Genomic DNA, 21,513 nt, shown 5'->3' on the forward strand with positions numbered 1-21,513 from the left:
AGAAGTCGCCAGACTGAAAAACCAACAGCAAGGTTGGAACAAATAATATCGGCCTGAAAAGGACAGAGTAAAGGGGATAACGACAACACTCCCCTAAAGAATACACAAATTTAGACAAACCAAATAAAACATCACGTCTAAAAACAAGCGGCGCATTGTATCCCAAAGCGCCGCCTATCTGTACAGACTGTATTTAAACTATCACTCAATCAGAGCATTACTTCTGGGTATCCAAAAACTGATCAGCAAGCTTAGATGCAGTCGTCTTAGGAAACTTACTTTTTACTTCATTCATTTGAGCTTTAGCTTTATCTATCTGCCCGTAGCGAGAAAAAACAAGCCCCAGCTTATAGCTGGCATCCGGCACCTTGCGGCTTTCTGGATAAGTCTCAACAACCGTTCTGAAAACACGTTCAGCTTCCTGGGTCAGGTTCTTGACCATATAGAGCTCACCTAACCAGTAATAAGCATTAGGCAATAAGCTGGAATCAGGGTAGTTCTTGATAAATCCCTGATAAGCTGTAATAGCCTGATCAAATTTTTGCTGTTTAACCAGCGCATAAGCCGCCTGATAGGCTTCTTTTGCTGTACCACTGACAACGGGCAACTCACTACCCTGATCAGAAGAGCTGGCAGGTGCTTTCTGGGTTTTTACATCAGACAACTGCTGCGAAAGGTCCGTCAAACGGCGGTCAGCATCAAGATAACGATCACGCCCATCTTTCTGCAGCTGAACAATTGCTTTTTGCTGCCGTTCAACAACATTCCTCAGCATCTGCATCTCTTGCTGCAACTGCTGAATCTGAAGTAAAAGCTGGGCATTAGCAGCATGCTGACCCGATGTTGCTGATGAAACTTCAGCCCCGAGGACAGGTGTTGAAGCATCAGTCAGAGTCGCTGCCTGAAGAGAGTGTGATGCTGCCAAAATTGGCAGCATCCTTAAAGCATTACGGAAAGGAATATGCATCCAGAATCCGCCTTAGCTTAGTATTTAATTTCTACACGACGGTTTTTAGACCAAGCAGCGTTGTTATGACCGATAACTGCTGGCTTCTCTTCACCGTAGCTGATGACTTCAATACGGTCAGCGCTAACACCCTGAACCATGAAGTAGCTTTTTACAGCATTGCCACGACGTTCGCCCAGTGCATTATTATACTCACGAGTACCGCGCTCATCAGCATGACCTTCCAGAACAACGTTCTGCATAGGGTTTGCATTCAGGTAAGCTACGTGCAGATCCAGAACTTCACGTGAATCATCACGAATTGCTGACGTATCAAAACCAAAGTAAACCGTCTCAACCTCAGGCATTGCTGCCATGGCATCTGCAGCCTGGTCTTGCATGCCCTGAGTGTCTTGGCCCATTTGCTCGCCATTTACAGAAGAATCTGTATTTGAGCCGTCACTGGTAACAACCGGTTGAACCTGGCCATCGGACGCAGAGTCAGAACCTTGCTCCTGAGTTGCAGCGTTACCACCACAACCAGCCAGCACGGCCAGAGTTGCACCAAAAAACAAAGTCTTGCTGTATTTTTTAAATTCCATATCAGGCTCCTGAAGAGATCGGACTTATTTTATAGTTAAAATCGAAAAGTTAATTCGTTAAAAAAGGCGACCACGTGGGTTCACGAACATCGGCTCGTTGGGACGGAAGACGATAACGAATCTGACCATTAACAGATACAGCCCCCAGATACCCCCTAGATCCTTCCTGCGTCGCATAAATTAACATACTTCCATTAGGAGAAACACTGGGAGACTCATCTAATGGCGTCTGAGTTAATATTCTCAAACGGTTATTTGCCAACTCTTGTGCAGCAATATGAAATATTCCTTCCTTTTGATGCACAAAGTAGATTTCAGTACCATCCGGTGCATAACGCGCCCTGGCATTATAATTCCCTTCAAATGTCAGTCGTTCAGTCTCACCTGATACCAAATCAAGCTGGTAAATCTGTGGCCCACCACTGCGGGAAGAGGTAAACAGAAGCTTACTCCCATCAGGAGACCATTCCGGCTCCGTATCAATCCCATAGTGGTTTGTAATACGTTTCATTTTATAGTTAGTCAGGTCAATCTGGTAAAGCTCAGGGTTGCCATCTTTTGATAAAACAACTGCCAACTTATTACCATCAGGAGACCATGCAGGAGCACCGTTCAATCCTTTAAAGGCCGTTAACTGGCGACGCTTCCCAGAATAAACATTTTGAATAAAAACAGCTGGGCGCCCGGTTTCATAAGACACATAAGCCAGGTGCTGGGCATCCGGTGACCATGACGGCGACAATATAGGTTTGTACGTTGTCAGGATAGACTTTTCCCGCCGGCCATCGGCATCTGAAACTTTAAGCTCATACTTGTTCTGTCCGCTTGCGTCTTTGCGAACTGTGACATACGCCAGTCGCGTAGAAAACGCTCCGGCAATACCCGTAAGGTGCTCAAAAACCTTATCACTGATGTAGTGTGCTCGGGAGCGGAGTTCACTGGGCTTACCAGAAATCACTTCGCCTAATACCCTGGTCTGACGAACAACATCGTAAAGCTCAAACTGAATTGTCAGCACCCCAGGGGATACAGAAGGCTTAACCTGGCCAACTAATAAATAGTCCTGCTTCAACAAAGACCAGTCACGGAAGTAGATGTCACTTTTCTGGCTGGGAAGACTAAGCATATCTGATCGGGATAAGGGCTTAATAAGACCGCTACGCTCAAGATCATCAGAAATAATCTGAGCTACATCTTCAGTCAACGCGCTTTGCCCAAGCCACGCGAAGGGCACAACAGCCACAGGGGTCGCTCTATCATTCCCCTGTGTAATCTCAATCGTCAGGTCAGCAACTGCCTGCTGGGTGACGCATAGCAAAGTAAAAGCAACAGCTTTAAGCCATTTATTCAAATGCATTACTGAATATCCTCAGGTTTAAACACCAGATTGAACGACCTGAATGTATCTTTTTGATGCGGTTTAAGATCCTGTAACTCTCTGAACGGGCCAGCACGGTAGACAGCTTGCTCAGCAGACCGATCAAAAGCACTATCACCACTGGCTTCAATTACATTAACCGACTTTACTTCGCCCGTAGGTAGGAGCTCAATGGTCAAAATTGCCTGCATCCCCTTTCGTGCTGTTGGCGGCCGTGACCAACTCTGCTCAACATAGTTTTTAATCAGCATCTGCATCGACGCCAGTTGCTCCTGATCCTCAAGCTGAGAAAGGAATGCTTCTTCCTGATCAAGGGCTGACTGCAATGATTGCTTCTCCACGTCAATTGACTCCTGACGCTTACGCTCAGCTTCCGCCGCTTCCAGAGCCTCTTTACGCGCCTGAGCAGCAAGAAGCTGTGCCTCCCGCTCCCGAAGCTCCTTCTGCTTTCGTATTTCTTCCGCTTTACGAGCCTCTTCCGCTTTACGAGCCTCTTCAGCCTGAAGCTTCTGCCGCTTGAGCTCAGCCTCACGCTTCGCTTTTTCAGCGGCGATACGTTCAGCTTCACGCTTGGCTATAGCCTTCTGGCGCTCACGCTCTTTTTGCTCGGCTTCTTTCTCACGCTGTCGGATCAATGCCTGCTTACGAGCTTCAGCTTTACGCTGAGCCTCTTTCTGCTTCTGACGTTCACGGTTTGCCCGAGCTTTAGCTGCCGCCTCTGCCTGCTGCTTCTGACGAAGCGCTTCAATAGGGTCCTGCTGAACAGCTACAGCAGAAATAACAGCATCCGGGCGAATCTTCGGCATTCGCTGCTCTGATATTATGCTGGCCTGATGCCAGCCAAACCACAACAACCAGCCCCCCAGAAGATGACAGCCAACAGCGATCAAAAAAGGAAACAGCAGGCCACCGCCTTGTACTTTAGTATCAGGTCTCATTTCTCTGGCGGCTGTGATAATAAACCAATATTTCGTGCACCGGCCTGCTGCAATACGCTCATTAATTGAACAACAGCCCCGTATTCCACGTTTTTATCGCCACGAACCAACACCTGAACATCAGGGTTTTGCCGTGTGATTTTGCCAACCTTAAGTGAAAGATCTGCAGGCTTAATCGCCTGCTCTTTATCCGGCCCAAGCTCTAGGACATACTCACCTGACTTCTTTACGGCAACAATCAAAGGCAGATCATCTTCACTAACATCCAGAGGTGCCGAAACGGCTTCCGGCAACTCCACCTTTACGCCCTGAGTCAGAACGGGAGCGGTCACCATAAAAATCACCAGTAACACTAACATCACATCGATATAGGGAACGACATTGATTTCAGCAACCAGCTTTTTAGGTTTACGGTAGCGATATCCTGACATAATCAGCCTGCATTCTGATTGTGAACATTACGATGAAGAATACTGGAGAACTCATCAGCAAAAGTTTCGTAACGCACCATCAACAACTCAGTTTTTGTCGAGTAACGGTTGTAGGCAATTACAGCCGGAATCGCTGCAAACAAACCCATAGCCGTTGCAATCAGAGCTTCAGAGATCGATGGCGCGACAACGGCAAGAGTAGCCTGCTGAACATGAGCTAAGTCACGGAAAGAGTTCATAATCCCCCATACAGTTCCAAACAGACCGATATAAGGGCTGGTTGAGCCTACCGTTGCAAGAAAGGGTAAATTCTCACTGAGGCGCTCCTCTTCACGGGCCAGAGCAACGCGCATCGCGCGCTGAACACCTTCGAGTAACGCATCTGAGTCAACAGGCCCTTTCTGACTTAACCGGGAAAACTCTTTAAAACCAGCCCGAAAGATATTCTCAGCCCCAGAGCCATTTGACTCCTGCGAAACCTCAAGATAAAGCTGGGAAAGATCCATGCCAGACCAAAAGCGATCCTCGAACTCCTCCATGCTTTTCTTCGCATTTCCTATGACGGCCGCACGTTGCAGGATAAACATCCAGGAAAGAACAGAAGCCAAAACCAAACTGGCCATTACTAACTGAACAACCACACTGGCATTAATTATTAATCCCAGCAGAGAAAGCTTATCGTCCACATGCGCCCCTTTTAATCTAAAAACAAGAATCGGATACTAAATGGCCAAGATATTGTTATAAATAAAAAAATACTTTTTTTTCAATCTGTTCAGACAAGTGTGACAGAAAAAGTTCCTATCTGAAAAGCTGTCATTTCCAATCAACATTCACAGTGCCCTACTTTATTGTTAAGGTCTATGGCCAGCCAAAGATCCCAAACGGCTCAGAACTGCTTCAGGTAAAGCTTTTGGCCGGTAGCTGTCGCCCTGAACACAAGCAACTTTTACAGTTGCAGTATTCAGTACAATTTCATTTTCATCCATCTTTTTAACAATTTTTTGCTCAAAAACCAAATAGCTACGAGCAATTTTGTCAATTCTGACCAAGACCATCAGCTCATCATCCAGCACAGCTGGGCGCTTATAATCCACCTGGACACCGGCAACAACAAACAGAAGATTCTCATCATTTTTCAATGCTTCCTGCTGAAACCCGATAGAACGTAGCGCTTCTGTACGTGCCCGCTCATAAAACTTCAGGTAGTTGGCATAATAAACAACACCTCCCGTATCAGTATCTTCATAATAAATACGGATTGGCCAATTAAACGGAAAATCATTCCTTTGGTATGTTTCTGACATTAAAGTAACCCTAACATCTAATCGTTACGACATTAATTCTCAGGACGTGAGATGCCAAAGTGAAGATAAGCTTGAGGTGTTACCATACGACCTCTTGGTGTGCGCATCATAAAGCCCTGCTGAATCAGAAAAGGTTCAAGCACATCCTCAATTGTGTCTCGCTCCTCGCCGATGGCAGCTGACAGGTTATCCACTCCTACCGGCCCGCCTCCGAACTTCTCAATCATGGTCAACAGCAAGCGACGGTCCATATGGTCGAAGCCATGAGTATCAACATTGAGCATATTCAAGGCCTGATCCGCTATATCACCACTGATCACACCATCAGCCTTCACCTGAGCAAAATCCCGAACCCGTCGTAACAAACGGTTAGCGATGCGGGGCGTACCTCTCGACCTTTTGGCAACTTCCAAAGCACCGTGTGGCTCAATATCGATCTGCATCAACTCCCCTGAGCGCTTGACGATAGAACTGAGATCCTCAACACTATAAAACTCAAGCCGCTGAACGATACCAAAACGATCCCTCAGAGGCGAAGTCAATAGCCCAGCTCTTGTGGTTGCGCCTACCAGAGTAAACGCTGGCAGGTCAATTTTAATGGATCGGGCTGCGGGGCCCTCACCAATCATAATATCCAGCTGATAATCCTCCATTGCCGGATAAAGTACTTCTTCTACGGCCGGGCTCAGCCGATGGATCTCATCAATAAAGAGCACATCCCCTTCTTCCAGATTGGTCAGTAATGCGGCAATATCACCCGCCTTTTCTAGAACCGGTCCGGAAGTACTCTTGATCGCAACCCCCATCTCACTGGCAATAATATTAGCCAGTGTCGTCTTGCCTAAACCCGGTGGGCCAAAGACCAGAGTATGATCCAGCGCATCTTCACGATTTCGGGCAGCGGAGATAAAGATCTCCATCTGTTCCCGAACCACAGGCTGCCCAACATAATCCTGCAGATACTGAGGCCGCATCGCCCGATCATGGTGCTCGTCAGGTTCTCGGTTTATGGCGGAAACTAACCGGTCTGCTTCTATCATCAGGATGCCTATCGCTGCTCAATAAAAATAATCAGATACTGTATATTAAATCATACCTTTTAAAGCAGCCCGAATCAGCGCTTCAGTACCCATTCCTGGTGTAAAGACACCATTAACCGCCTTACTGGCTTGAGCAGGTTTATAGCCCAATGCAATTAAGGCCTGCTCTGCCTCCTCACGACCATCCACCACCTCAGGCTGTGTTGATGATTCACCGGAATCCGGAGCGGTCAGTTCAAACACATCAGGATCAACAGCCCAGTCCTTCAGGCGGTCTTTCATCTCAATCAGCAAACGTTCAGCGGTTTTCTTACCAACACCCGGTAACTTCACCAGCGCATTGGTATCGCCCTCATTAACGCAACGCACAAACTGAGACGCCTCAATCCCGGAAAGAATAGTCAGGGCAAGTTTAGGCCCTACACCATTTACTTTGATCAGATCCCGGAATAAGCGCCGTTCATTGCGATCAGAAAAGCCATAAAGCAGCTGGGCATCTTCCCGGACAACAAAATGGGTAAACAACGTAACAGGTTCACCCAAAGCAGGCAGCCGATAGAAGGTGCTCATAGGTGCTTCCACCTCATAGCCAACACCATTCACATCGATCAACAGCTGCGGCGGTCTTTTTTCGGCCAGAAGCCCTTTTAATCGTCCGATCATCACTCAGTCCTGAAAAAATTAGCTTAATGCCCACCGGAGGCTCTTGATTTACGCTGCTCTCGTTGCCGCCGCTTCTCAGCTGCAGTTTTATAAGACAGCAGAAATACAGGCAACTGCAGATTCCAGTAAATTGCAGCAAGGCGTAGGCCAATAACAATTGTCATTGCAATCAATGCACTGATCGACTCCATGCCCGAAGGCAGATACCAGCGCATATTGACAAACACAACCGCCCCAACCATAGCCGCAGTGGCATAGATCTCTTTCTGAAAAATCATAGGAATTTCATCAGTTAGCACATCCCGGATAACGCCACCAAAAACCCCGGTCATCACCCCCATCATCACAGCAATAACAGGCGGATGACCAATATTCAACGCCACCTGAGCCCCGATAACAGTGAACACACCGAGACCGATGGCATCCGAGACCTGCAGTGTACGATGGGGAAAAGGATGGAATCTTGCTGCAATAAAGGTAGCAACCGTTGTACCTACAATGATCCAAATATAAAGCGTCTCAATTACCCAGAATACAGGGGTGCGCCCAAGAACCAGATCCCGGATAGTTCCACCACCAATGGCCGTGACCATACCCACAACAACAACACCAAAAAGATCCAGTCGTTTTTCACTGGCGGCCAGTACGCCCGTTATGGCGAACACAATGGTGCCAAAAATATCGAGATAAAAAATAAAAGGGATATTAAACAGCATCATGCTGCATTACTCCGCGTGAAACTGACGCCAGCTACTGCTACGACGGCCACCGCGTTTTCCGGCACCTGCAACCAAACCGAGATTTGAATTGGCGTGACAGATCGCGATAGCCAGTGCGTCGGCGGCATCGGATTGAGGAAGATCGGAAAGTTTCAGTATTGCCGCAACCATCTGCTGTACCTGCTCTTTGGTTGCCGCTCCTGTTCCGGCCACTGCCTGCTTCACCAGACGGGCCGCATATTCGCTCACGGGTAAACCAACGTTAGCAGCGGCGACAATAGCAACACCACGTGCCTGCCCCAACTTGAGTGCTGAGTCGGCATTTTTTGCCATAAACACCTGCTCAATAGCAAACTGGGTTGGTTGATACTGAGCAATAACCTCTGATACACCGGCATACACCTGCTGGAGTTTATCCGCCAGTGTATCGCCTGTGATTCTGATAAAACCACTGCCGATATAGTGCATGCGATGTCCCTGCATACGGATAATCCCATAACCGGTCTTACGACTACCAGGATCAATACCCAGGATGATGGCCATAACTGTCCTTAAAATAAACCCGCCTGAATAAGATCAGACGGGGAAACACCGCTGACAACAGCAGTCGATAGATCCTAGCTTAGCTGTTCCATGACATCAGCCGGAATATCTGCATTGCTGTAGACGTTCTGAACATCATCAAGATCTTCCAGGTGCTCGATCAGCGCCAGAATTTTCTCAGCCCCGTCCTTGTCCATCGGTGCCGTAGTTGAGGGCACCATGGTCACTTCGCCGCCAGCAGCTTCAAGACCAGCCTCAGCCAGCGCTTCTTTAACGACGTTGAACTCTGTCCAGTCCGTTGTAACCTCAATAGACCCGTCATCATGAGTCACAACATCTTCTGCTCCTGCTTCAAGAGCAGCCTCCATAATGGCGTCCTCATCAGCATCAGCTTCAAAATAGATCTGTCCTTTTTTCTCAAACAAATAAGCAACAGAGCCATCTGTACCCAAGTTACCGCCACGCTTGGAAAATGCGTGGCGCACCTCAGCTACAGTCCGGTTTTTATTATCGGACATACACTCAACCAAGAGAGCAACACCACCCGGCCCATAGCCTTCGTAGGTCATCTCTTCTACATTATCGCTATCGGCATCCCCTGCACCACGAGCAACAGCGCGATCAATGGTGTCACGGGTCATATTGGCACTCAATGCCTTATCCATTGCGGCACGCAAACGTGGATTATCTTCCGGCAAAGGACCGCCCTGACGAGCAGCAACCGTCAGCTCCCGGATCAGTTTAGTGAAAATTTTGCCGCGCTTCGCATCCTGTGCAGCTTTCCGGTGTTTAATGTTTGCCCATTTACTGTGGCCAGCCATTCCAAACTCCCGTTTATATCTGAGTTATTTCAAAGTCCTTTCTTTATTTAATCGCAGCTGTATTGCTATTAAATAAAGACACTAAAACTAAAATGGGCATCAGAGAAAATCTGATGCCCATCACAATTGAGCAACTCAGCACTAAAAGTGCTGATGCTCAACATTACTACAAACGATAGATATTACTCTTCCGTCGGTACAATTTTCTGACGTAGGCGGATATTCAGTTCTTTCAACTGCTCCGCGCTAACTTCACCCGGAGCTGCCGTCATCACACAACCTGCACTCTGAGTTTTAGGGAAGGCGATCACTTCACGGATCGACTGAGTTCCTGTCATCAGCATCACCAGACGATCCAGGCCAAAGGCCAGACCACCATGTGGTGGCGCACCGAATTTCAGTGCATCCAGCAGGAAGCCAAATTTCTCCTGCTGCTCTTCTTCACTGATACCCAACACATCAAATACCGCTTCCTGCATTTTCTGATCATGGATACGAATGGAACCACCACCCAGTTCAGTACCATTCAGAACCATATCATAGGCCACAGACAGAGCGTCAGCTGGGTTCGCTGCCAACTCTTCAGCGGAGCATGCCGGAGAGGTGAACGGGTGGTGCAGTGCAGACAGAGAACCATCGCTGTTCTCTTCGAACATAGGGAAGTCAACAACCCACAACGGTGCCCACTGGCAAGTGTAAAGATCAAGATCTTCACCCAGCTTACAGCGCAGCGCACCGATCGCTTCATTAACAACTTTAGCAGTGTCCGCGCCAAAGAAGATGATATCGCCATCCTGTGCATCAACACGATCCAGCACATCATCGATCACATTTTCCATAAACTTAACGATCGGAGACTGCAGACCTTCCAGACCCGCCTTGCGATCATTAACCTTGATCCACGCCAGACCACGGGCACCATAAATACCCACGAACTTAGTGTATTCATCAATCTGCTTGCGAGACAGAGACGCACCACCGGGAACACGCAGAGCAGCCACACGGCCTTTAGGATCAGTTGCCGGACCAGAGAATACTTTGAAGTCAACCTGCGCCATCAAATCGCCCATATCCACCATTTCCAGTGGAATACGCAGATCTGGCTTGTCGCTACCAAAGCGGTGCATCGCTTCTGAAAACGGCATACGCGGGAATTCACCCAGATCAACATCCAGGACTTCTTTGAACAGTTTCTGAGTCATGCCTTCAGCCAGACCCATGATCTCTTCATCGGTTACAAAAGAGGCTTCGATATCAATCTGAGTAAACTCAGGCTGACGGTCTGCACGCAGATCTTCGTCACGGAAGCATTTAGCAATCTGGTAGTAGCGATCCATGCCGGATACCATCAGCAGCTGTTTGAACAGCTGAGGCGACTGAGGCAAAGCAAAGAAGCTGCCGGCGTGGGTACGGCTTGGCACAAGATAATCACGAGCGCCTTCAGGGGTAGCACGGGTCAGGATCGGTGTTTCAATGTCCAGGAAGCCCTTCTCATCCAGATAATTGCGGATGGTGTGCGTCATGCGGGAACGGAAACGCAGTTTTTCCAGCATCTCCGGGCGACGCAGGTCAACATAGCGGTATTTCAGACGTACGTCCTCACCCACTTTAACGTGCTCATCCAAAGGGAATGGCGGGGTTTCAGATGTGTTAAGCACTTCAACATCTTTACCCAGTACTTCGATCATACCGGTTGGCATATTCGCATTGGTCGTGCCTTCAGGACGTGCACGCACCAGACCTTCAATTTTCAATACATACTCACTGCGGCTCTTATCCGCAGCAGCAAAAGCATCTACTGTATCAGGGTCAACAACCACCTGAGTCAAACCATCACGATCACGCAGATCTAAGAAAATAACCCCACCGTGGTCACGACGACGGTGAACCCAACCACAAAGTGTGACTGTTTCGCCGATATGGGATTCATTCAGTTCGCCGCAATAATGGCTGCGCATAATTATGTCCTGTTTTCCGGTTGTACTCTTTTATAGCTGCGAACTCAGAGTAAAAGCCGAGTCCGCAACCATGATTCATTAGCGGCAGAACGCCGAATGCGCCCGCAACACATATTGTAGGTTGCCAGCGCCAACTTAATTCTTTATCAGCCCAGTATAAATTTCTGTCGGCCATATAAGGCGAAGTATTATATACCCGACCCCGCACCAACTCCACCGCCCATCAGAAACAATTAAACTAAATTGGCAGGAAAAAGTACGTGAAAACAGAAATATAGCGGATTCATGGGCACAATATCAGCAGAGACTTACACCCAAGGCACCTATCTCCGATGCAGATCAGACCGCACCGTAACGCTCACCAATCAACTGCCATAAACGATCCACCATGGGTTTTTCATCACTGACTGAACGATACAGGCAGATCGCCAACGGAATAACCCATTGCTCAGCGCCACAAGGCACAATGGCGCCCGACTCAAGCTCCTGCTGTATGGCGACCTCCGGTAGCCAGGCAACCCCCTCTCCGGCCAGAACCATCTGTTTCAACCCCTGAGCCATTGCCGTTTCGTATACCTTTTTCAGGCTCAAGTCACCCAATTGAGAGCGCAGACGTTCCCGGACAGCCTGACCCAACATCGCTTCCGAAGTATAAGCCAGATAAGGCACATCCTGATCCACCCCTAACCGATAGATCGCCTGACCATGCCGTGTTGCCTTACACACCGGCATAAGGCGCGTCCATCCCAGCTGACAATGAGGAAAAAGCGTTTCATCAAGACGAATCCAAGACTGAGGGTCATGAAATGCCAATAAAAAATCACACTCGCCTTTGCGCAGAGCATTCAGACCAACATCGACATTGGCCGCCTCTGTCCGCACCATAAAGCCACTTTCCTGCTGACGAATCCAGCGCACCAACTCCGGCATCAGAGTAAAGGTGAGCGCATGGGCGGCGCAGAAGTTAATTCGGGGAAGATAGCCGCCGGAAGGGGATAGCTGGCGCACCGCAGCCTGCAATTGAGCCAGAACCTTACGCGCAGTAGGCAGAAACTGCTGCCCTGCATCACTCAGCCGAACCGGTTGAACATCACGTTCGAAAAGCTGCGCCCCAACAGACTGCTCCAAGGTCTTAATACGGCGACTGAAGGCGGGCTGGGTAACATGGCGCAAACGGGCAGCCTGGGAAAAACTCTGGGTTTTCGCCAACGCCAGAAAGTCTTCCAGCCACTTTGTTTCTATATTGTGCATGTTTTAACGCTAAGGCCTCCGATCAGGGAGAGCTATTGGATTCAATTTCGACCTACAATTCAACCGTTACCGAAGTTTATTATCAAAAAAATAACAAATACCGGCAAATAACCCTTCATCCCCCGTAAAGCAGACCATTAAAGCGCCATCATACTACCGATATAAACCTTAGCGCCGATACCGAATAACGCCAGCCCACCGATTAAACCCAGAAAAATCATTTTTCCCTCTCGGTTTGCTTTAGCCTTAATCGACACATGCCATACTGTCCATAGTTTTAACACGATCATTAAGCCCACTGCAGAAAACACCGCTATTTCACCAGGACTCCAGACAATCATGATACACCCCTGTCTTAATTTGCATTTGATATGCAAATTAAAGCACATATAATAGGTAAATCAAATGCAAATTATAAACATCAAACGGAGCCAATGCGATGAAACGCCACCCAGCTTTAATTAACTTAAGCCAAGAACATCACGGTGCTTTAGTGATCGGTAAAAAGTTAAAAACAGCCGCCCAAGCCGATAGTCAGTCGACCATCACTCTTTGGCAAAATAATCGACATCTTTTTCTACAGGAGCTGCTGCCGCACTTTACGGAAGAGGAGGAGCGTTTTGGCGCTTTGCTTGAAGGAGAGCTAAAACAAGAATTTGAGTCAGACCATGCTTTTCTTCTACATTGTTTGCAATCCGACGCACAACTTATCAATATCGACGTTAGCTCAGCGCAAGAAGCCACACGGCGGATTACTGCTTTTGCGGATCGGCTTATTCAGCATGTAAGATTTGAAGAGCGAACACTTTTTCCATGGCTAGAGCAACATCACGCCCAAGCACTGAAGCGCTTATAAAACGCACTGAAATACCCATAAATAACCAAACTTATTAAAGTATAAAGAAACTTATAAAGTATAAAGACCCGACATAGAGACGTAGGATATCCTCAATGCGCATCACCACCTTTACCGACTTCGGCTTACGCACACTGATCTACCTGGCCAGTTTACCGCCGGAGACACTAACAAACGTGCAGGAAGTCTCTAAGGTTTATAATGTATCGCAAAACCATTTGGTAAAAGTTGTCGGCCAACTACGAAAGCTCGGCTATATCCATGCGTTACGCGGGAAAAATGGCGGCATTCATCTAGCAAAGCCGCCGGAAGAGATCAATATTGGAGAAGTGATAGAGCAGCTAGAAAACCATTTAGACGGTGTTGACTGCGCCTCTCCAGCCTGCCAGCTAACCCCTTGCTGCAAGCTGCGCCACGCCTTAAAAGACGCCATGCAAGCCTTTATCGCCAGCATGAAGCAGTTCACCCTTGCCGATATGATGATCAACCAGAATGAACTTGCTCCCTTACTTTTTATAGATCGCCCAGATTCTAATCTTGGCGCTTAATCCCTAACCCCTATAATAACGCTGTTCGACCAATGGCATTTTCACAACCGTCATGGGTAACTTTTTACCACGCACGCTGGCAAAAACCTGAGTATCCAGTGCAGAGAACTCAGTGGCCACATATCCCATAGCCACCGGTTTCTCAGCGGTCGGGCCAAAGGTGCCACTGGTCACAACACCTATCTTGTTGTCATCAGCATCAAACAGCTCCGCACCCTCTCGAACCGGCGCACGCCCCTCTGCAACCAGCCCCACACGCTTACGGGTCCAATCTTTGTTCGCAATCTGACCCAAAATAATATCAGCGCCGGGGAAACCACCGGCACGCTCACCATCTGCGCGACGAATTTTAGAGATCGCCCAGATCAGACTTGCCTCCAGAGGCGTGGTCGTGGTGTCGATATCGTGGCCGTACAAACAGAGACCTGCCTCCAGGCGCAGAGAGTCGCGAGCACCCAGACCAATCGCTTCCACCTCCGACTCATTCAACAGCAGACGGCAGATACGCTCAGCTTCTGCTGACGGGATAGAGATTTCAAAACCGTCTTCACCGGTGTAACCGGAGCGGGACACCAGACACTCAACACCATCGACGTTAACGGCACGGGCATCCATAAACACCATATCCGTAGTATCCGGTGCAAAACGCGCCATAACAGCTGCCGCCGTAGGGCCCTGCAGAGCCACCAGCGCCGCATTCTCCATCACTTCCAGTTCAACATCATCGCCCAGGTTGGCACGCATATGGGCAATATCCTGCTCTTTACAGGCGGCATTAACCACAACGTAGATATAATCGCCATGATTGGTCACCATGAGATCATCCATAACACCGCCCTGCTCGTTGGTGAACAGCGCATAACGCTGCTTGCCCACGGGCAGATCGATAATATCCACAGGAACCAGGGTCTCCAGCGCTTTAGCTGCATTTGCACCAAAAAGCTTCACCTGTCCCATATGAGACACATCAAACAGACCTGCCTTCTCACGGGTATGGATGTGCTCTTTTTTAACACCCAGTGGATACTGAACCGGCATCTCGAAGCCCGCAAAAGGCACCATACGAGCACCCAATTCATTATGAAGACCAAATAAAGGAGTTTTTTTCAGAGCACCCTGCGCGTCCGTCATCGTAAACCTCGTTTCAAAGACAAAAACCTCTGAACAGATCAAACTATTTTCAAGCTGCAGTCCAAAGGGAAGTTGTGGGCAGCTGATTATAACAACCAACCCAATCATTGTTTCCTATTGGAAACAAAGCTAACGAAATAGAAAACCTGATGCAAGAAAAGATTATGCCCTATCAAAGCAGCGATCAGGCTGTCACCCAAAGCACAACCGCATCATCAGCGCTGGTGGAAACCAAAGAGTGCCCCATAGCGCAATCGTAGTAGGCAGAATCCCCCTCCATCAACTCAATCGGCTCGTAAAACTCTGTATAGAGCAACACAGAACCCGACAAAACGTAAAGCAGCTCCTCCCCCTCATGCCGCACCCACTCAGGATACTCATCAATCGATCTGGCACGCACCACCGTACGGTAGGGAATCATCTTCTTATTGGTCAGTTGAGTACTGAGCAACTCATGCTCATAAGTCGGCGTTGGGTGTGGTTTACCCTCACCCAAACGGGTAATATCCCGACGCCCTGTGGCAGCCACAGCTTCTTTCGGTCGGGTAAAGAGCTGCGGCATATCGATCCCCAGCCCTTTGGCGAGTTTTGTCACTACAGAAAAGGTCGGCGAGATCTGGTCATTTTCTATCTTTGATAGCGTAGAACGGGCCAACCCGGTCAATTTACTGGCCTCCTCAAGGGTCAGGCTCTGACTTAACCGAATCTCACGCACCCGCTTGCCTAACTCCAAAGGCTCAACATAAGACTCCGCATTGGCTTCAGCGCGGGCAACCCGGATCTTTTCTTCACGCTGTTTTTCTTCGATCAGAAAATGCGGTTCTTCTGGCATTGTAATTCCCTATATGGTTTTCCTGCAGTCACAACCGGCAGCAACAGCTCAGTCATAACAGCACAACAGATAAAGCATGTTACACAAGGGCTTTGCCCTTTTAAAGCAAGCAGAGAGCAATTCCCCCATGAAGAAACCCTTGTTTCCAATTGGAAATTTTTATTGCACTGCCTTAAGCCAATTTGATAATCTGACGCCCGCCAGACTAGGTTAACTAAAGGCTTTAGGTATGTAACTCTTGGGACAGAATCAGCCTAAGAGTTCAGGAGAACATTTTTTGCTCCAGACATCTGAACAAAAACAAGAACAACAAAAAAAGACCACCAAACAGGCTAAGCTGCTTTTATATCACACAGCTTAAACAGCTCAGATACGAAACATCGACCTGATTTTGGATGGAAGACGAGGAGAAGGCTATGTCACTGAGCATCTTTGATCTTTTTAAAATAGGCATAGGCCCTTCAAGTTCTCATACTGTCGGCCCTATGATTGCCGCAAACCGGTTTATCGCTCAGCTGAAAAGCCAGACGGAAGATAACAACAGCCTGGACCGGATCAGCCGGGTAAAAACTGAGCTTTTTGGCTCCCTGGCACTCACCGGCAAAGGGCATGCGACCGATACGGCCGTGTTGCTGGGGTTATTGGGAGAACAGCCAGATACAGTTGACACCTCCCGCGTCGACCAGGTGATTGACACAATTCGCCATCACAAGCAATTTTTATTGGCTGGCGAACACAATATTGAATTTAACGAAGTGCAGGATCTGGTGTTCCATTTTCAGGATTCACTGCCGGAGCACCCGAACGGTATGCGCTTCAGTGCTTTTGATCAGGCAGGCATGGTTTACTGCAGAGGTATCTACTACTCCGTAGGCGGTGGCTTTGTTCTCAGTGAAGAAGAGATAAAAGCCAAGCCGGAACTCAGCACCGCATCACAACTACCTAAAGAAGTGCAGCAAGATACCGCCGAACTGCGTCCCTACCCGTTCAAAAGCGGCAAAGAGTTACTGGCCCGAGGTAAAACCTCCGGTAAGACCATCGCCCGGATGATGTTGGATAATGAGATCGCACTGCGAGCACCGGTATTAACGGATGAAAGCCAATGCGAAGCCTCGATACGACAGCAGCTGATGAATATCTGGCACGTAATGGATAACTGTGTTCGCAAAGGCTGTAAAGAGACCGGTGAGTTACCGGGTGGGCTGAATATTAAACGCCGGGCACCAGAGCTTTATAAAGAACTGACGGAAAAACCTGAAAACGCCCTGAAAGATCAACTGACAGTGATGGACTGGGTCAACCTGTTTGCCATGGCTGTTAATGAAGAGAACGCTGCGGGTGGTCGTGTTGTTACCGCTCCGACCAACGGTGCTGCTGGTGTTATACCGGCAGTTCTGAGCTATTACGTGCGCTTTCTGCCCAACGCCAGTGAAGCCGGCATTATTGAGTTTTTAGCCACCGCCAGCGCCATCGGTATGCTCTATAAAGAGAACGCCTCTATCTCAGCGGCGGAAGTGGGCTGCCAGGGTGAGATCGGCGTCGCCTGCTCCATGGCCGCCGGAGCCTTATGCGCAGTAATGGGCGGCACAAACGAACAGATCGAGAATGCCGCCGAGATCGGCATGGAACACAATTTAGGCTTAACCTGCGACCCCATTGGAGGATTAGTTCAGGTGCCCTGCATCGAACGCAATACCATGGGTGCGGTCAAGGCGATCAACGCCGCCCGTTTAGCGATACGTGGTGATGGTCATCATCAGGTCTCACTGGACAGCGTGATAGAGACGATGCGTCAGACCGGCCACGATATGCAGGACAAGTATAAAGAAACCTCAAGAGGTGGCCTTGCAGTTAATGTGGTCAACTGCTAATCCTTCTTTAGGCGAAAAAAACCTTAAATAGAACAAAATAAACGGGAAATATCGCTTCCGGGCTTTGTTTCCCGTACGCATTTAAAGATAATCACGGCCAGCGCCGGATAACCGTTCCGGTTGCTGCCATTTAGTCATTTAATTAGATCTAATCAGACAAAGATTGAGGAATCGAACATGAGCAATATTCCGGGCAACCTGAAGTACACCGCTTCTCACGAGTGGGTTCTGGACAACGGTGACGGTACGGTTACTGTTGGTATCACCGATCACGCACAGGACCAACTGGGCGACGTAGTCTTCGTTGAGCTGCCTGAAGTTGGCCGTGAAGTGGATGCTGGTGAAGAGTTCTCTCTGGTTGAATCTGTAAAAGCTGCATCTGATATCTACGCACCGGTTACCGGTGAGATCGTAGAAGTTAACGAAGAGCTGGAAGGCGCACCTGAAACCATCAATGAGCACGCCTTTGAAGATGGCTGGATCGCAAAAATCAAACTGGCAGACGCTTCTGACCTTGAGGGCCTGTTAGACGCAGAAGCATACGCAGAGCGCGTAGCAGAAGACGACTAACTCTACGCCTGATCAATAAAACCGGCCTTTGCCGGTTTTATTGGCTCTGAACACCTCTGGTCTCCCCGACCGGATCCCCTTTTGATCGCCTCCCACCTGAGCCGATTAACTATTTTGACTATAGGTTGATAAAAATGGCAGTTGATACGCGCACATTGAGCGAACTTCAACAACATAATGAGTTCACTCATCGTCACGTAGGTCCTGACGCAGCTGAGCAAAACGCTATGCTGTCTGCGCTGGGTTCCTCCTCCCTGGATAACCTGATCACGGATACCGTACCGGGTACTATCCTGCAGAAAGACGCGCTGGCAATGGATACCGGCATCAGCGAAGTAGCAGCTTTAGCTGAGCTGAAAACACTGGCCGACCAGAACCAAGTCAACAAGTCTTATATTGGTATGGGTTACCACGGAACCCACGTACCCAATGTTATTCTGCGCAATGTGCTGCAGAATCCGGGCTGGTACACTGCCTATACGCCTTATCAACCTGAAATATCCCAAGGTCGCCTGGAATCCCTGCTGAACTACCAGCAGATGGTTATGGATCTGACCGGTATGGATCTGGCGAATGCCTCCCTGCTGGATGAAGCGACTGCTGCTGCAGAGGCGATGACCCTGTGCAAACGTTCTAACCGCAAGAAAAGCGACCAGTTCTTTGTTGCTTCTGATGTACACCCGCAGACTCTGGATGTGATCAACACCCGTGCGGAATACTTCGGCTTTGACGTTGTCGTGGATGATGCCGAAAACTTAAGCAACTACGACGTATTTGGCGCTCTGATCCAGTACCCCGGCACCTACGGCGACATTACTGACATCAAAGCCGTCATCGATGCCGCTAAAGCACAGAAAGCGATGGTAGCAGTTGCTGCTGACCTGCTCTCGCTGGTGGTTCTGAAATCCCCTGGCGAGCTGGGCGCTGATGTTGTTCTGGGGTCTACCCAGCGCTTCGGCGTACCTATGGGCTTTGGTGGTCCTCACGCGGCGTATTTTGCAGCCAGTGAGAAACTGAAGCGCTCTGTTCCGGGTCGTATCATCGGTGTATCGGTCGACGTTAAGGGCAATCAGGCCCTGCGTATGGCGATGCAGACCCGTGAGCAACATATCCGTCGTGAGAAAGCGACCTCTAACATCTGTACCGCACAGGCACTGCTGGCCAATATGGCCGCCTTCTACGCGGTATATCACGGCCCTGAGGGCCTGAAGCGCATTGCTGAACGCACCCATCGGCTGACCGCGATTCTGGCCAACGGCCTGAATGCCAAAGGCGTTGAAACCAACAGCACCTACTTTGACACCCTAACCTTTGACGCTGACGAAGCGGTTTACCAGCGCGCGCTGGATAACGGCTGTAACTTCCGCAACGTAGAGGGTGGCAAACTGGGTGTGAGCCTGGATGAAACCACAACGCCTGCTGATGTTGCTCAACTGTTTGACATCATTCTGGGTGAAGGTCACGGTCTGGATGTGGCTGAACTGGATGCCGCTATCGTGAACGGTGCTGCCACCGGTATCACCGCTGAGATGCGTCGTGACGATGCTATCCTGTCGCACCCGGTATTCAACACGCACCACTCAGAAACTGAGATGCTGCGCTACATGAAGTCTCTGGAAAACAAAGACTACTCACTGGTTCATGGCATGATCCCTCTGGGCTCCTGCACCATGAAGCTGAACGCAACAGCCGAGATGATTCCCGTCACCTGGCCTGAGTTTGCTGATATCCACCCGTTTGCGCCGAAGGACCAGGTAACGGGTTACTTCGAAATGATCCGTCAGCTGGAAGAGCAGCTGGAAGAGATCACCGGCTACGATAAAATCTCCATGCAACCAAACTCAGGTGCATCCGGTGAATATGCGGGTATCCTTGCGATCCGCAAATACCAGGAGTCTATCGGTGAAGGCCATCGCGATATCTGTCTGATCCCTTCCTCTGCCCATGGTACTAACCCGGCAACCGCCGCCATGATGGGTATGAAGATCATCGTGACCAAATGTGATGACAACGGTAACGTTGATATCGCAGATCTGGCAGCGAAAGCAGAAGAGCATGCCGATCGCTTATCTGCCCTGATGGTAACCTACCCGTCGACTCATGGTGTTTATGAGGAAGATATCGTCGAGATCTGCGACATTATCCATAAGTTTGGCGGTCAGGTTTACATGGATGGCGCCAATATGAACGCACAGGTGGGTATCGCCAAGCCGGGCCATATCGGTTCTGACGTATCTCACCTGAACCTGCACAAAACCTTCGCTATTCCACACGGTGGCGGCGGTCCGGGTATGGGCCCTATCGGTGTTAAAGCGCATCTGGCACCTTTCCTGTCCAACCATACCGTCAGCAGTGTTGAAGGTATCGAAGGCGAAGGCATTGGTGCAGTTTCCGCAGCACCTTACGGCTCTGCAGCAATTCTGCCGATCACCTGGATGTACAACCGCATGCTGGGTAAAGATGGCCTGAAACGCTCCACCGAAGTTGCGATTCTGAATGCTAACTACGTGGCAGAGAAGCTGTCTGCGCACTATCCGGTTCTGTTCCGTGGTCGCAACGACAAAGTAGCTCACGAGTGCATTATCGATATTCGCCCTCTGAAAGCAGAATCCGGTATCTCGGAAGAAGATATCGCCAAGCGCCTGATGGACTACGGTTTCCACGCACCGACCATGTCCTTCCCGGTAGCCGGTACACTGATGATCGAACCGACTGAATCTGAGTCTCAGGTTGAACTGGATCGTTTTATCGAAGCCATGATTAAAATCAAGGCGGAAGTGGTTAAGGTTCAGAGCGGCGAATGGCCACTGGAGAACAACCCACTGGTAAATGCACCGCACTCACAGGTTGACCTAATCAGCGACTGGGATCGCCCCTACAGCCGCGAAGAAGCGGTGTTCCCAAGCGCCCACACCCGTGCCAGCAAGTTCTGGCCGGCTGTGAACCGCGTCGATAACGTTTACGGCGACCGTAACTTTATCTGCTCCTGCCCAGGCATCGAAAACTACGAAGACTAATCGTCTGGGTGGGTTTTAAACCTGATTTAGCCCAGAGCTAAAAACAAAAGCGAGCCGACTGGCTCGCTTTTTTTGTGCCTGCTTACCGAGT

General features: G+C 49.3%; 22 protein-coding genes. 5 read left to right on the plus strand and 17 right to left on the minus strand.

What is annotated here, in order from left to right; all coding sequences use genetic code 11:
* Positions 1–217: 217 nt before the first annotated feature.
* The 15 genes from ybgF to ACN0R8_RS01955 form a co-directional block, all read right to left on the minus strand.
* Positions 218–967: a tol-pal system protein YbgF gene (gene ybgF / locus ACN0R8_RS01885; protein ID WP_417594511.1), complete on the minus strand. Its 750-nt coding sequence runs from the start codon at positions 965–967 to the stop codon at positions 218–220.
* A gap of 17 nt (positions 968–984) precedes the next feature.
* On the minus strand, positions 985–1,548 hold the full coding sequence (gene pal / locus ACN0R8_RS01890) for a peptidoglycan-associated lipoprotein Pal (RefSeq protein WP_417594513.1): 564 nt from the start codon (positions 1,546–1,548) through the stop codon (positions 985–987).
* A gap of 49 nt (positions 1,549–1,597) precedes the next feature.
* The gene (gene tolB / locus ACN0R8_RS01895; RefSeq protein ID WP_417594515.1) at positions 1,598–2,905 is read right to left on the minus strand and encodes a Tol-Pal system beta propeller repeat protein TolB; all 1,308 of its coding nucleotides are present in this window, start codon (positions 2,903–2,905) and stop codon (positions 1,598–1,600) included.
* Positions 2,905–3,864, minus strand: a complete 960-nt coding sequence (gene tolA / locus ACN0R8_RS01900) for a cell envelope integrity protein TolA (RefSeq protein WP_417594517.1) — start codon at positions 3,862–3,864, stop codon at positions 2,905–2,907. Before tolA ends, tolB begins: the two co-directional genes overlap by 1 nt.
* Complete coding sequence (tolR, locus tag ACN0R8_RS01905) at positions 3,861–4,295, minus strand: protein TolR (RefSeq protein WP_417594519.1); 435 nt, start codon at positions 4,293–4,295, stop codon at positions 3,861–3,863. Before tolR ends, tolA begins: the two co-directional genes overlap by 4 nt.
* Positions 4,296–4,297: 2 nt before the next feature.
* Positions 4,298–4,981, minus strand: coding sequence for a protein TolQ (gene tolQ / locus ACN0R8_RS01910; RefSeq protein WP_417594521.1), 684 nt, complete (start codon positions 4,979–4,981; stop codon positions 4,298–4,300).
* A 168-nt stretch (positions 4,982–5,149) separates the two neighbouring features.
* Positions 5,150–5,602: a tol-pal system-associated acyl-CoA thioesterase gene (gene ybgC / locus ACN0R8_RS01915; RefSeq protein ID WP_417594523.1), complete on the minus strand. Its 453-nt coding sequence runs from the start codon at positions 5,600–5,602 to the stop codon at positions 5,150–5,152.
* Between the two features lie 32 nt (positions 5,603–5,634).
* On the minus strand, positions 5,635–6,642 hold the full coding sequence (gene ruvB, locus ACN0R8_RS01920; RefSeq protein WP_417594525.1) for a Holliday junction branch migration DNA helicase RuvB: 1,008 nt from the start codon (positions 6,640–6,642) through the stop codon (positions 5,635–5,637).
* A gap of 45 nt (positions 6,643–6,687) precedes the next feature.
* Positions 6,688–7,305: a Holliday junction branch migration protein RuvA gene (ruvA, locus tag ACN0R8_RS01925; RefSeq protein ID WP_417594527.1), complete on the minus strand. Its 618-nt coding sequence runs from the start codon at positions 7,303–7,305 to the stop codon at positions 6,688–6,690.
* Positions 7,306–7,328: 23 nt separating this feature from the next.
* Positions 7,329–8,024: a trimeric intracellular cation channel family protein gene (locus ACN0R8_RS01930; protein WP_417594529.1), complete on the minus strand. Its 696-nt coding sequence runs from the start codon at positions 8,022–8,024 to the stop codon at positions 7,329–7,331.
* 6 nt (positions 8,025–8,030) lie between these two features.
* Entirely contained in the window at positions 8,031–8,567 is a 537-nt protein-coding gene (ruvC, locus tag ACN0R8_RS01935) for a crossover junction endodeoxyribonuclease RuvC (RefSeq protein WP_417594531.1), read from the minus strand.
* Positions 8,568–8,641: 74 nt separating this feature from the next.
* Positions 8,642–9,388, minus strand: a complete 747-nt coding sequence (locus ACN0R8_RS01940; RefSeq protein ID WP_417594533.1) for a YebC/PmpR family DNA-binding transcriptional regulator — start codon at positions 9,386–9,388, stop codon at positions 8,642–8,644.
* Between the two features lie 182 nt (positions 9,389–9,570).
* Positions 9,571–11,346, minus strand: a complete 1,776-nt coding sequence (aspS, locus tag ACN0R8_RS01945) for an aspartate--tRNA ligase (protein WP_417594535.1) — start codon at positions 11,344–11,346, stop codon at positions 9,571–9,573.
* A gap of 339 nt (positions 11,347–11,685) precedes the next feature.
* Positions 11,686–12,597 carry a LysR family transcriptional regulator gene (locus tag ACN0R8_RS01950; RefSeq protein ID WP_417594537.1) on the minus strand — a complete coding sequence of 304 codons (912 nt, stop codon included), beginning with the start codon at positions 12,595–12,597 and terminating at the stop codon, positions 11,686–11,688.
* Positions 12,598–12,734: 137 nt separating this feature from the next.
* Positions 12,735–12,938: a hypothetical protein gene (locus ACN0R8_RS01955; RefSeq protein WP_417594539.1), complete on the minus strand. Its 204-nt coding sequence runs from the start codon at positions 12,936–12,938 to the stop codon at positions 12,735–12,737.
* 98 nt (positions 12,939–13,036) lie between these two features.
* Here ACN0R8_RS01955 and ACN0R8_RS01960 point away from each other — a divergent pair, with 98 nt between their 5' ends.
* Positions 13,037–13,453, plus strand: a complete 417-nt coding sequence (locus ACN0R8_RS01960; RefSeq protein WP_417594541.1) for a hemerythrin domain-containing protein — start codon at positions 13,037–13,039, stop codon at positions 13,451–13,453.
* 95 nt (positions 13,454–13,548) lie between these two features.
* On the plus strand, positions 13,549–14,001 hold the full coding sequence (locus ACN0R8_RS01965) for an Rrf2 family transcriptional regulator (RefSeq protein ID WP_417594543.1): 453 nt from the start codon (positions 13,549–13,551) through the stop codon (positions 13,999–14,001).
* Between the two features lie 3 nt (positions 14,002–14,004).
* On the opposite strand, the gene gcvT is transcribed toward ACN0R8_RS01965, so the two are convergent.
* Together gcvT and ACN0R8_RS01975 are read right to left on the minus strand one after the other, a co-directional pair.
* Positions 14,005–15,132, minus strand: coding sequence for a glycine cleavage system aminomethyltransferase GcvT (gcvT, locus tag ACN0R8_RS01970; RefSeq protein WP_417594545.1), 1,128 nt, complete (start codon positions 15,130–15,132; stop codon positions 14,005–14,007).
* 184 nt (positions 15,133–15,316) lie between these two features.
* Positions 15,317–15,964 (minus strand): helix-turn-helix domain-containing protein, encoded by a 648-nt coding sequence (locus tag ACN0R8_RS01975; RefSeq protein WP_417594547.1) that lies wholly within the window; start codon positions 15,962–15,964, stop codon positions 15,317–15,319.
* Between the two features lie 416 nt (positions 15,965–16,380).
* Between ACN0R8_RS01975 and ACN0R8_RS01980 the strand changes: the two genes are divergently transcribed.
* From ACN0R8_RS01980 to gcvP, 3 genes are all read left to right on the plus strand, one after another.
* Positions 16,381–17,835, plus strand: a complete 1,455-nt coding sequence (locus ACN0R8_RS01980; protein WP_417594549.1) for an L-serine ammonia-lyase — start codon at positions 16,381–16,383, stop codon at positions 17,833–17,835.
* A 177-nt stretch (positions 17,836–18,012) separates the two neighbouring features.
* A complete protein-coding gene (gcvH, locus tag ACN0R8_RS01985) occupies positions 18,013–18,405 on the plus strand; it encodes a glycine cleavage system protein GcvH (RefSeq protein ID WP_417594551.1) in 393 nt (130 codons plus the stop codon).
* A 134-nt stretch (positions 18,406–18,539) separates the two neighbouring features.
* On the plus strand, positions 18,540–21,422 hold the full coding sequence (gene gcvP / locus ACN0R8_RS01990) for an aminomethyl-transferring glycine dehydrogenase (RefSeq protein ID WP_417594553.1): 2,883 nt from the start codon (positions 18,540–18,542) through the stop codon (positions 21,420–21,422).
* The last annotated feature ends 91 nt before the right edge of the window (positions 21,423–21,513 follow it).

It is taken from the genome of Oceanospirillum sp. (assembly GCF_048265165.1).
Taxonomy (GTDB): domain Bacteria; phylum Pseudomonadota; class Gammaproteobacteria; order Pseudomonadales; family Halomonadaceae; genus Oceanospirillum.

Excerpts from the sequence above, each read along its gene's own strand:
- ACN0R8_RS01940 (WP_417594533.1), bottom strand. The coding sequence starts at position 9,388 with ATGGCTGGCCACAGTAAATGGGCAAACATTAAACACCGGAAAGCTGCA.
- pal (WP_417594513.1), bottom strand. The coding sequence starts at position 1,548 with ATGGAATTTAAAAAATACAGCAAGACTTTGTTTTTTGGTGCAACTCTG.
- ruvB (WP_417594525.1), bottom strand. The coding sequence starts at position 6,642 with ATGATAGAAGCAGACCGGTTAGTTTCCGCCATAAACCGAGAACCTGAC.
- ACN0R8_RS01950 (WP_417594537.1), bottom strand. The coding sequence starts at position 12,597 with ATGCACAATATAGAAACAAAGTGGCTGGAAGACTTTCTGGCGTTGGCG.
- gcvH (WP_417594551.1), top strand. The coding sequence starts at position 18,013 with ATGAGCAATATTCCGGGCAACCTGAAGTACACCGCTTCTCACGAGTGG.
- gcvT (WP_417594545.1), bottom strand. The coding sequence starts at position 15,132 with ATGACGGACGCGCAGGGTGCTCTGAAAAAAACTCCTTTATTTGGTCTT.
- ACN0R8_RS01955 (WP_417594539.1), bottom strand. The coding sequence starts at position 12,938 with ATGATTGTCTGGAGTCCTGGTGAAATAGCGGTGTTTTCTGCAGTGGGC.
- ACN0R8_RS01975 (WP_417594547.1), bottom strand. The coding sequence starts at position 15,964 with ATGCCAGAAGAACCGCATTTTCTGATCGAAGAAAAACAGCGTGAAGAA.
- ruvA (WP_417594527.1), bottom strand. The coding sequence starts at position 7,305 with ATGATCGGACGATTAAAAGGGCTTCTGGCCGAAAAAAGACCGCCGCAG.
- ruvC (WP_417594531.1), bottom strand. The coding sequence starts at position 8,567 with ATGGCCATCATCCTGGGTATTGATCCTGGTAGTCGTAAGACCGGTTAT.
- ACN0R8_RS01930 (WP_417594529.1), bottom strand. The coding sequence starts at position 8,024 with ATGATGCTGTTTAATATCCCTTTTATTTTTTATCTCGATATTTTTGGC.
- ybgC (WP_417594523.1), bottom strand. The coding sequence starts at position 5,602 with ATGTCAGAAACATACCAAAGGAATGATTTTCCGTTTAATTGGCCAATC.
- tolA (WP_417594517.1), bottom strand. The coding sequence starts at position 3,864 with ATGAGACCTGATACTAAAGTACAAGGCGGTGGCCTGCTGTTTCCTTTT.
- ACN0R8_RS01980 (WP_417594549.1), top strand. The coding sequence starts at position 16,381 with ATGTCACTGAGCATCTTTGATCTTTTTAAAATAGGCATAGGCCCTTCA.
- ybgF (WP_417594511.1), bottom strand. The coding sequence starts at position 967 with ATGCATATTCCTTTCCGTAATGCTTTAAGGATGCTGCCAATTTTGGCA.
- tolR (WP_417594519.1), bottom strand. The coding sequence starts at position 4,295 with ATGTCAGGATATCGCTACCGTAAACCTAAAAAGCTGGTTGCTGAAATC.
- aspS (WP_417594535.1), bottom strand. The coding sequence starts at position 11,346 with ATGCGCAGCCATTATTGCGGCGAACTGAATGAATCCCATATCGGCGAA.
- ACN0R8_RS01965 (WP_417594543.1), top strand. The coding sequence starts at position 13,549 with ATGCGCATCACCACCTTTACCGACTTCGGCTTACGCACACTGATCTAC.
- ACN0R8_RS01960 (WP_417594541.1), top strand. The coding sequence starts at position 13,037 with ATGAAACGCCACCCAGCTTTAATTAACTTAAGCCAAGAACATCACGGT.
- tolB (WP_417594515.1), bottom strand. The coding sequence starts at position 2,905 with ATGCATTTGAATAAATGGCTTAAAGCTGTTGCTTTTACTTTGCTATGC.
- gcvP (WP_417594553.1), top strand. The coding sequence starts at position 18,540 with ATGGCAGTTGATACGCGCACATTGAGCGAACTTCAACAACATAATGAG.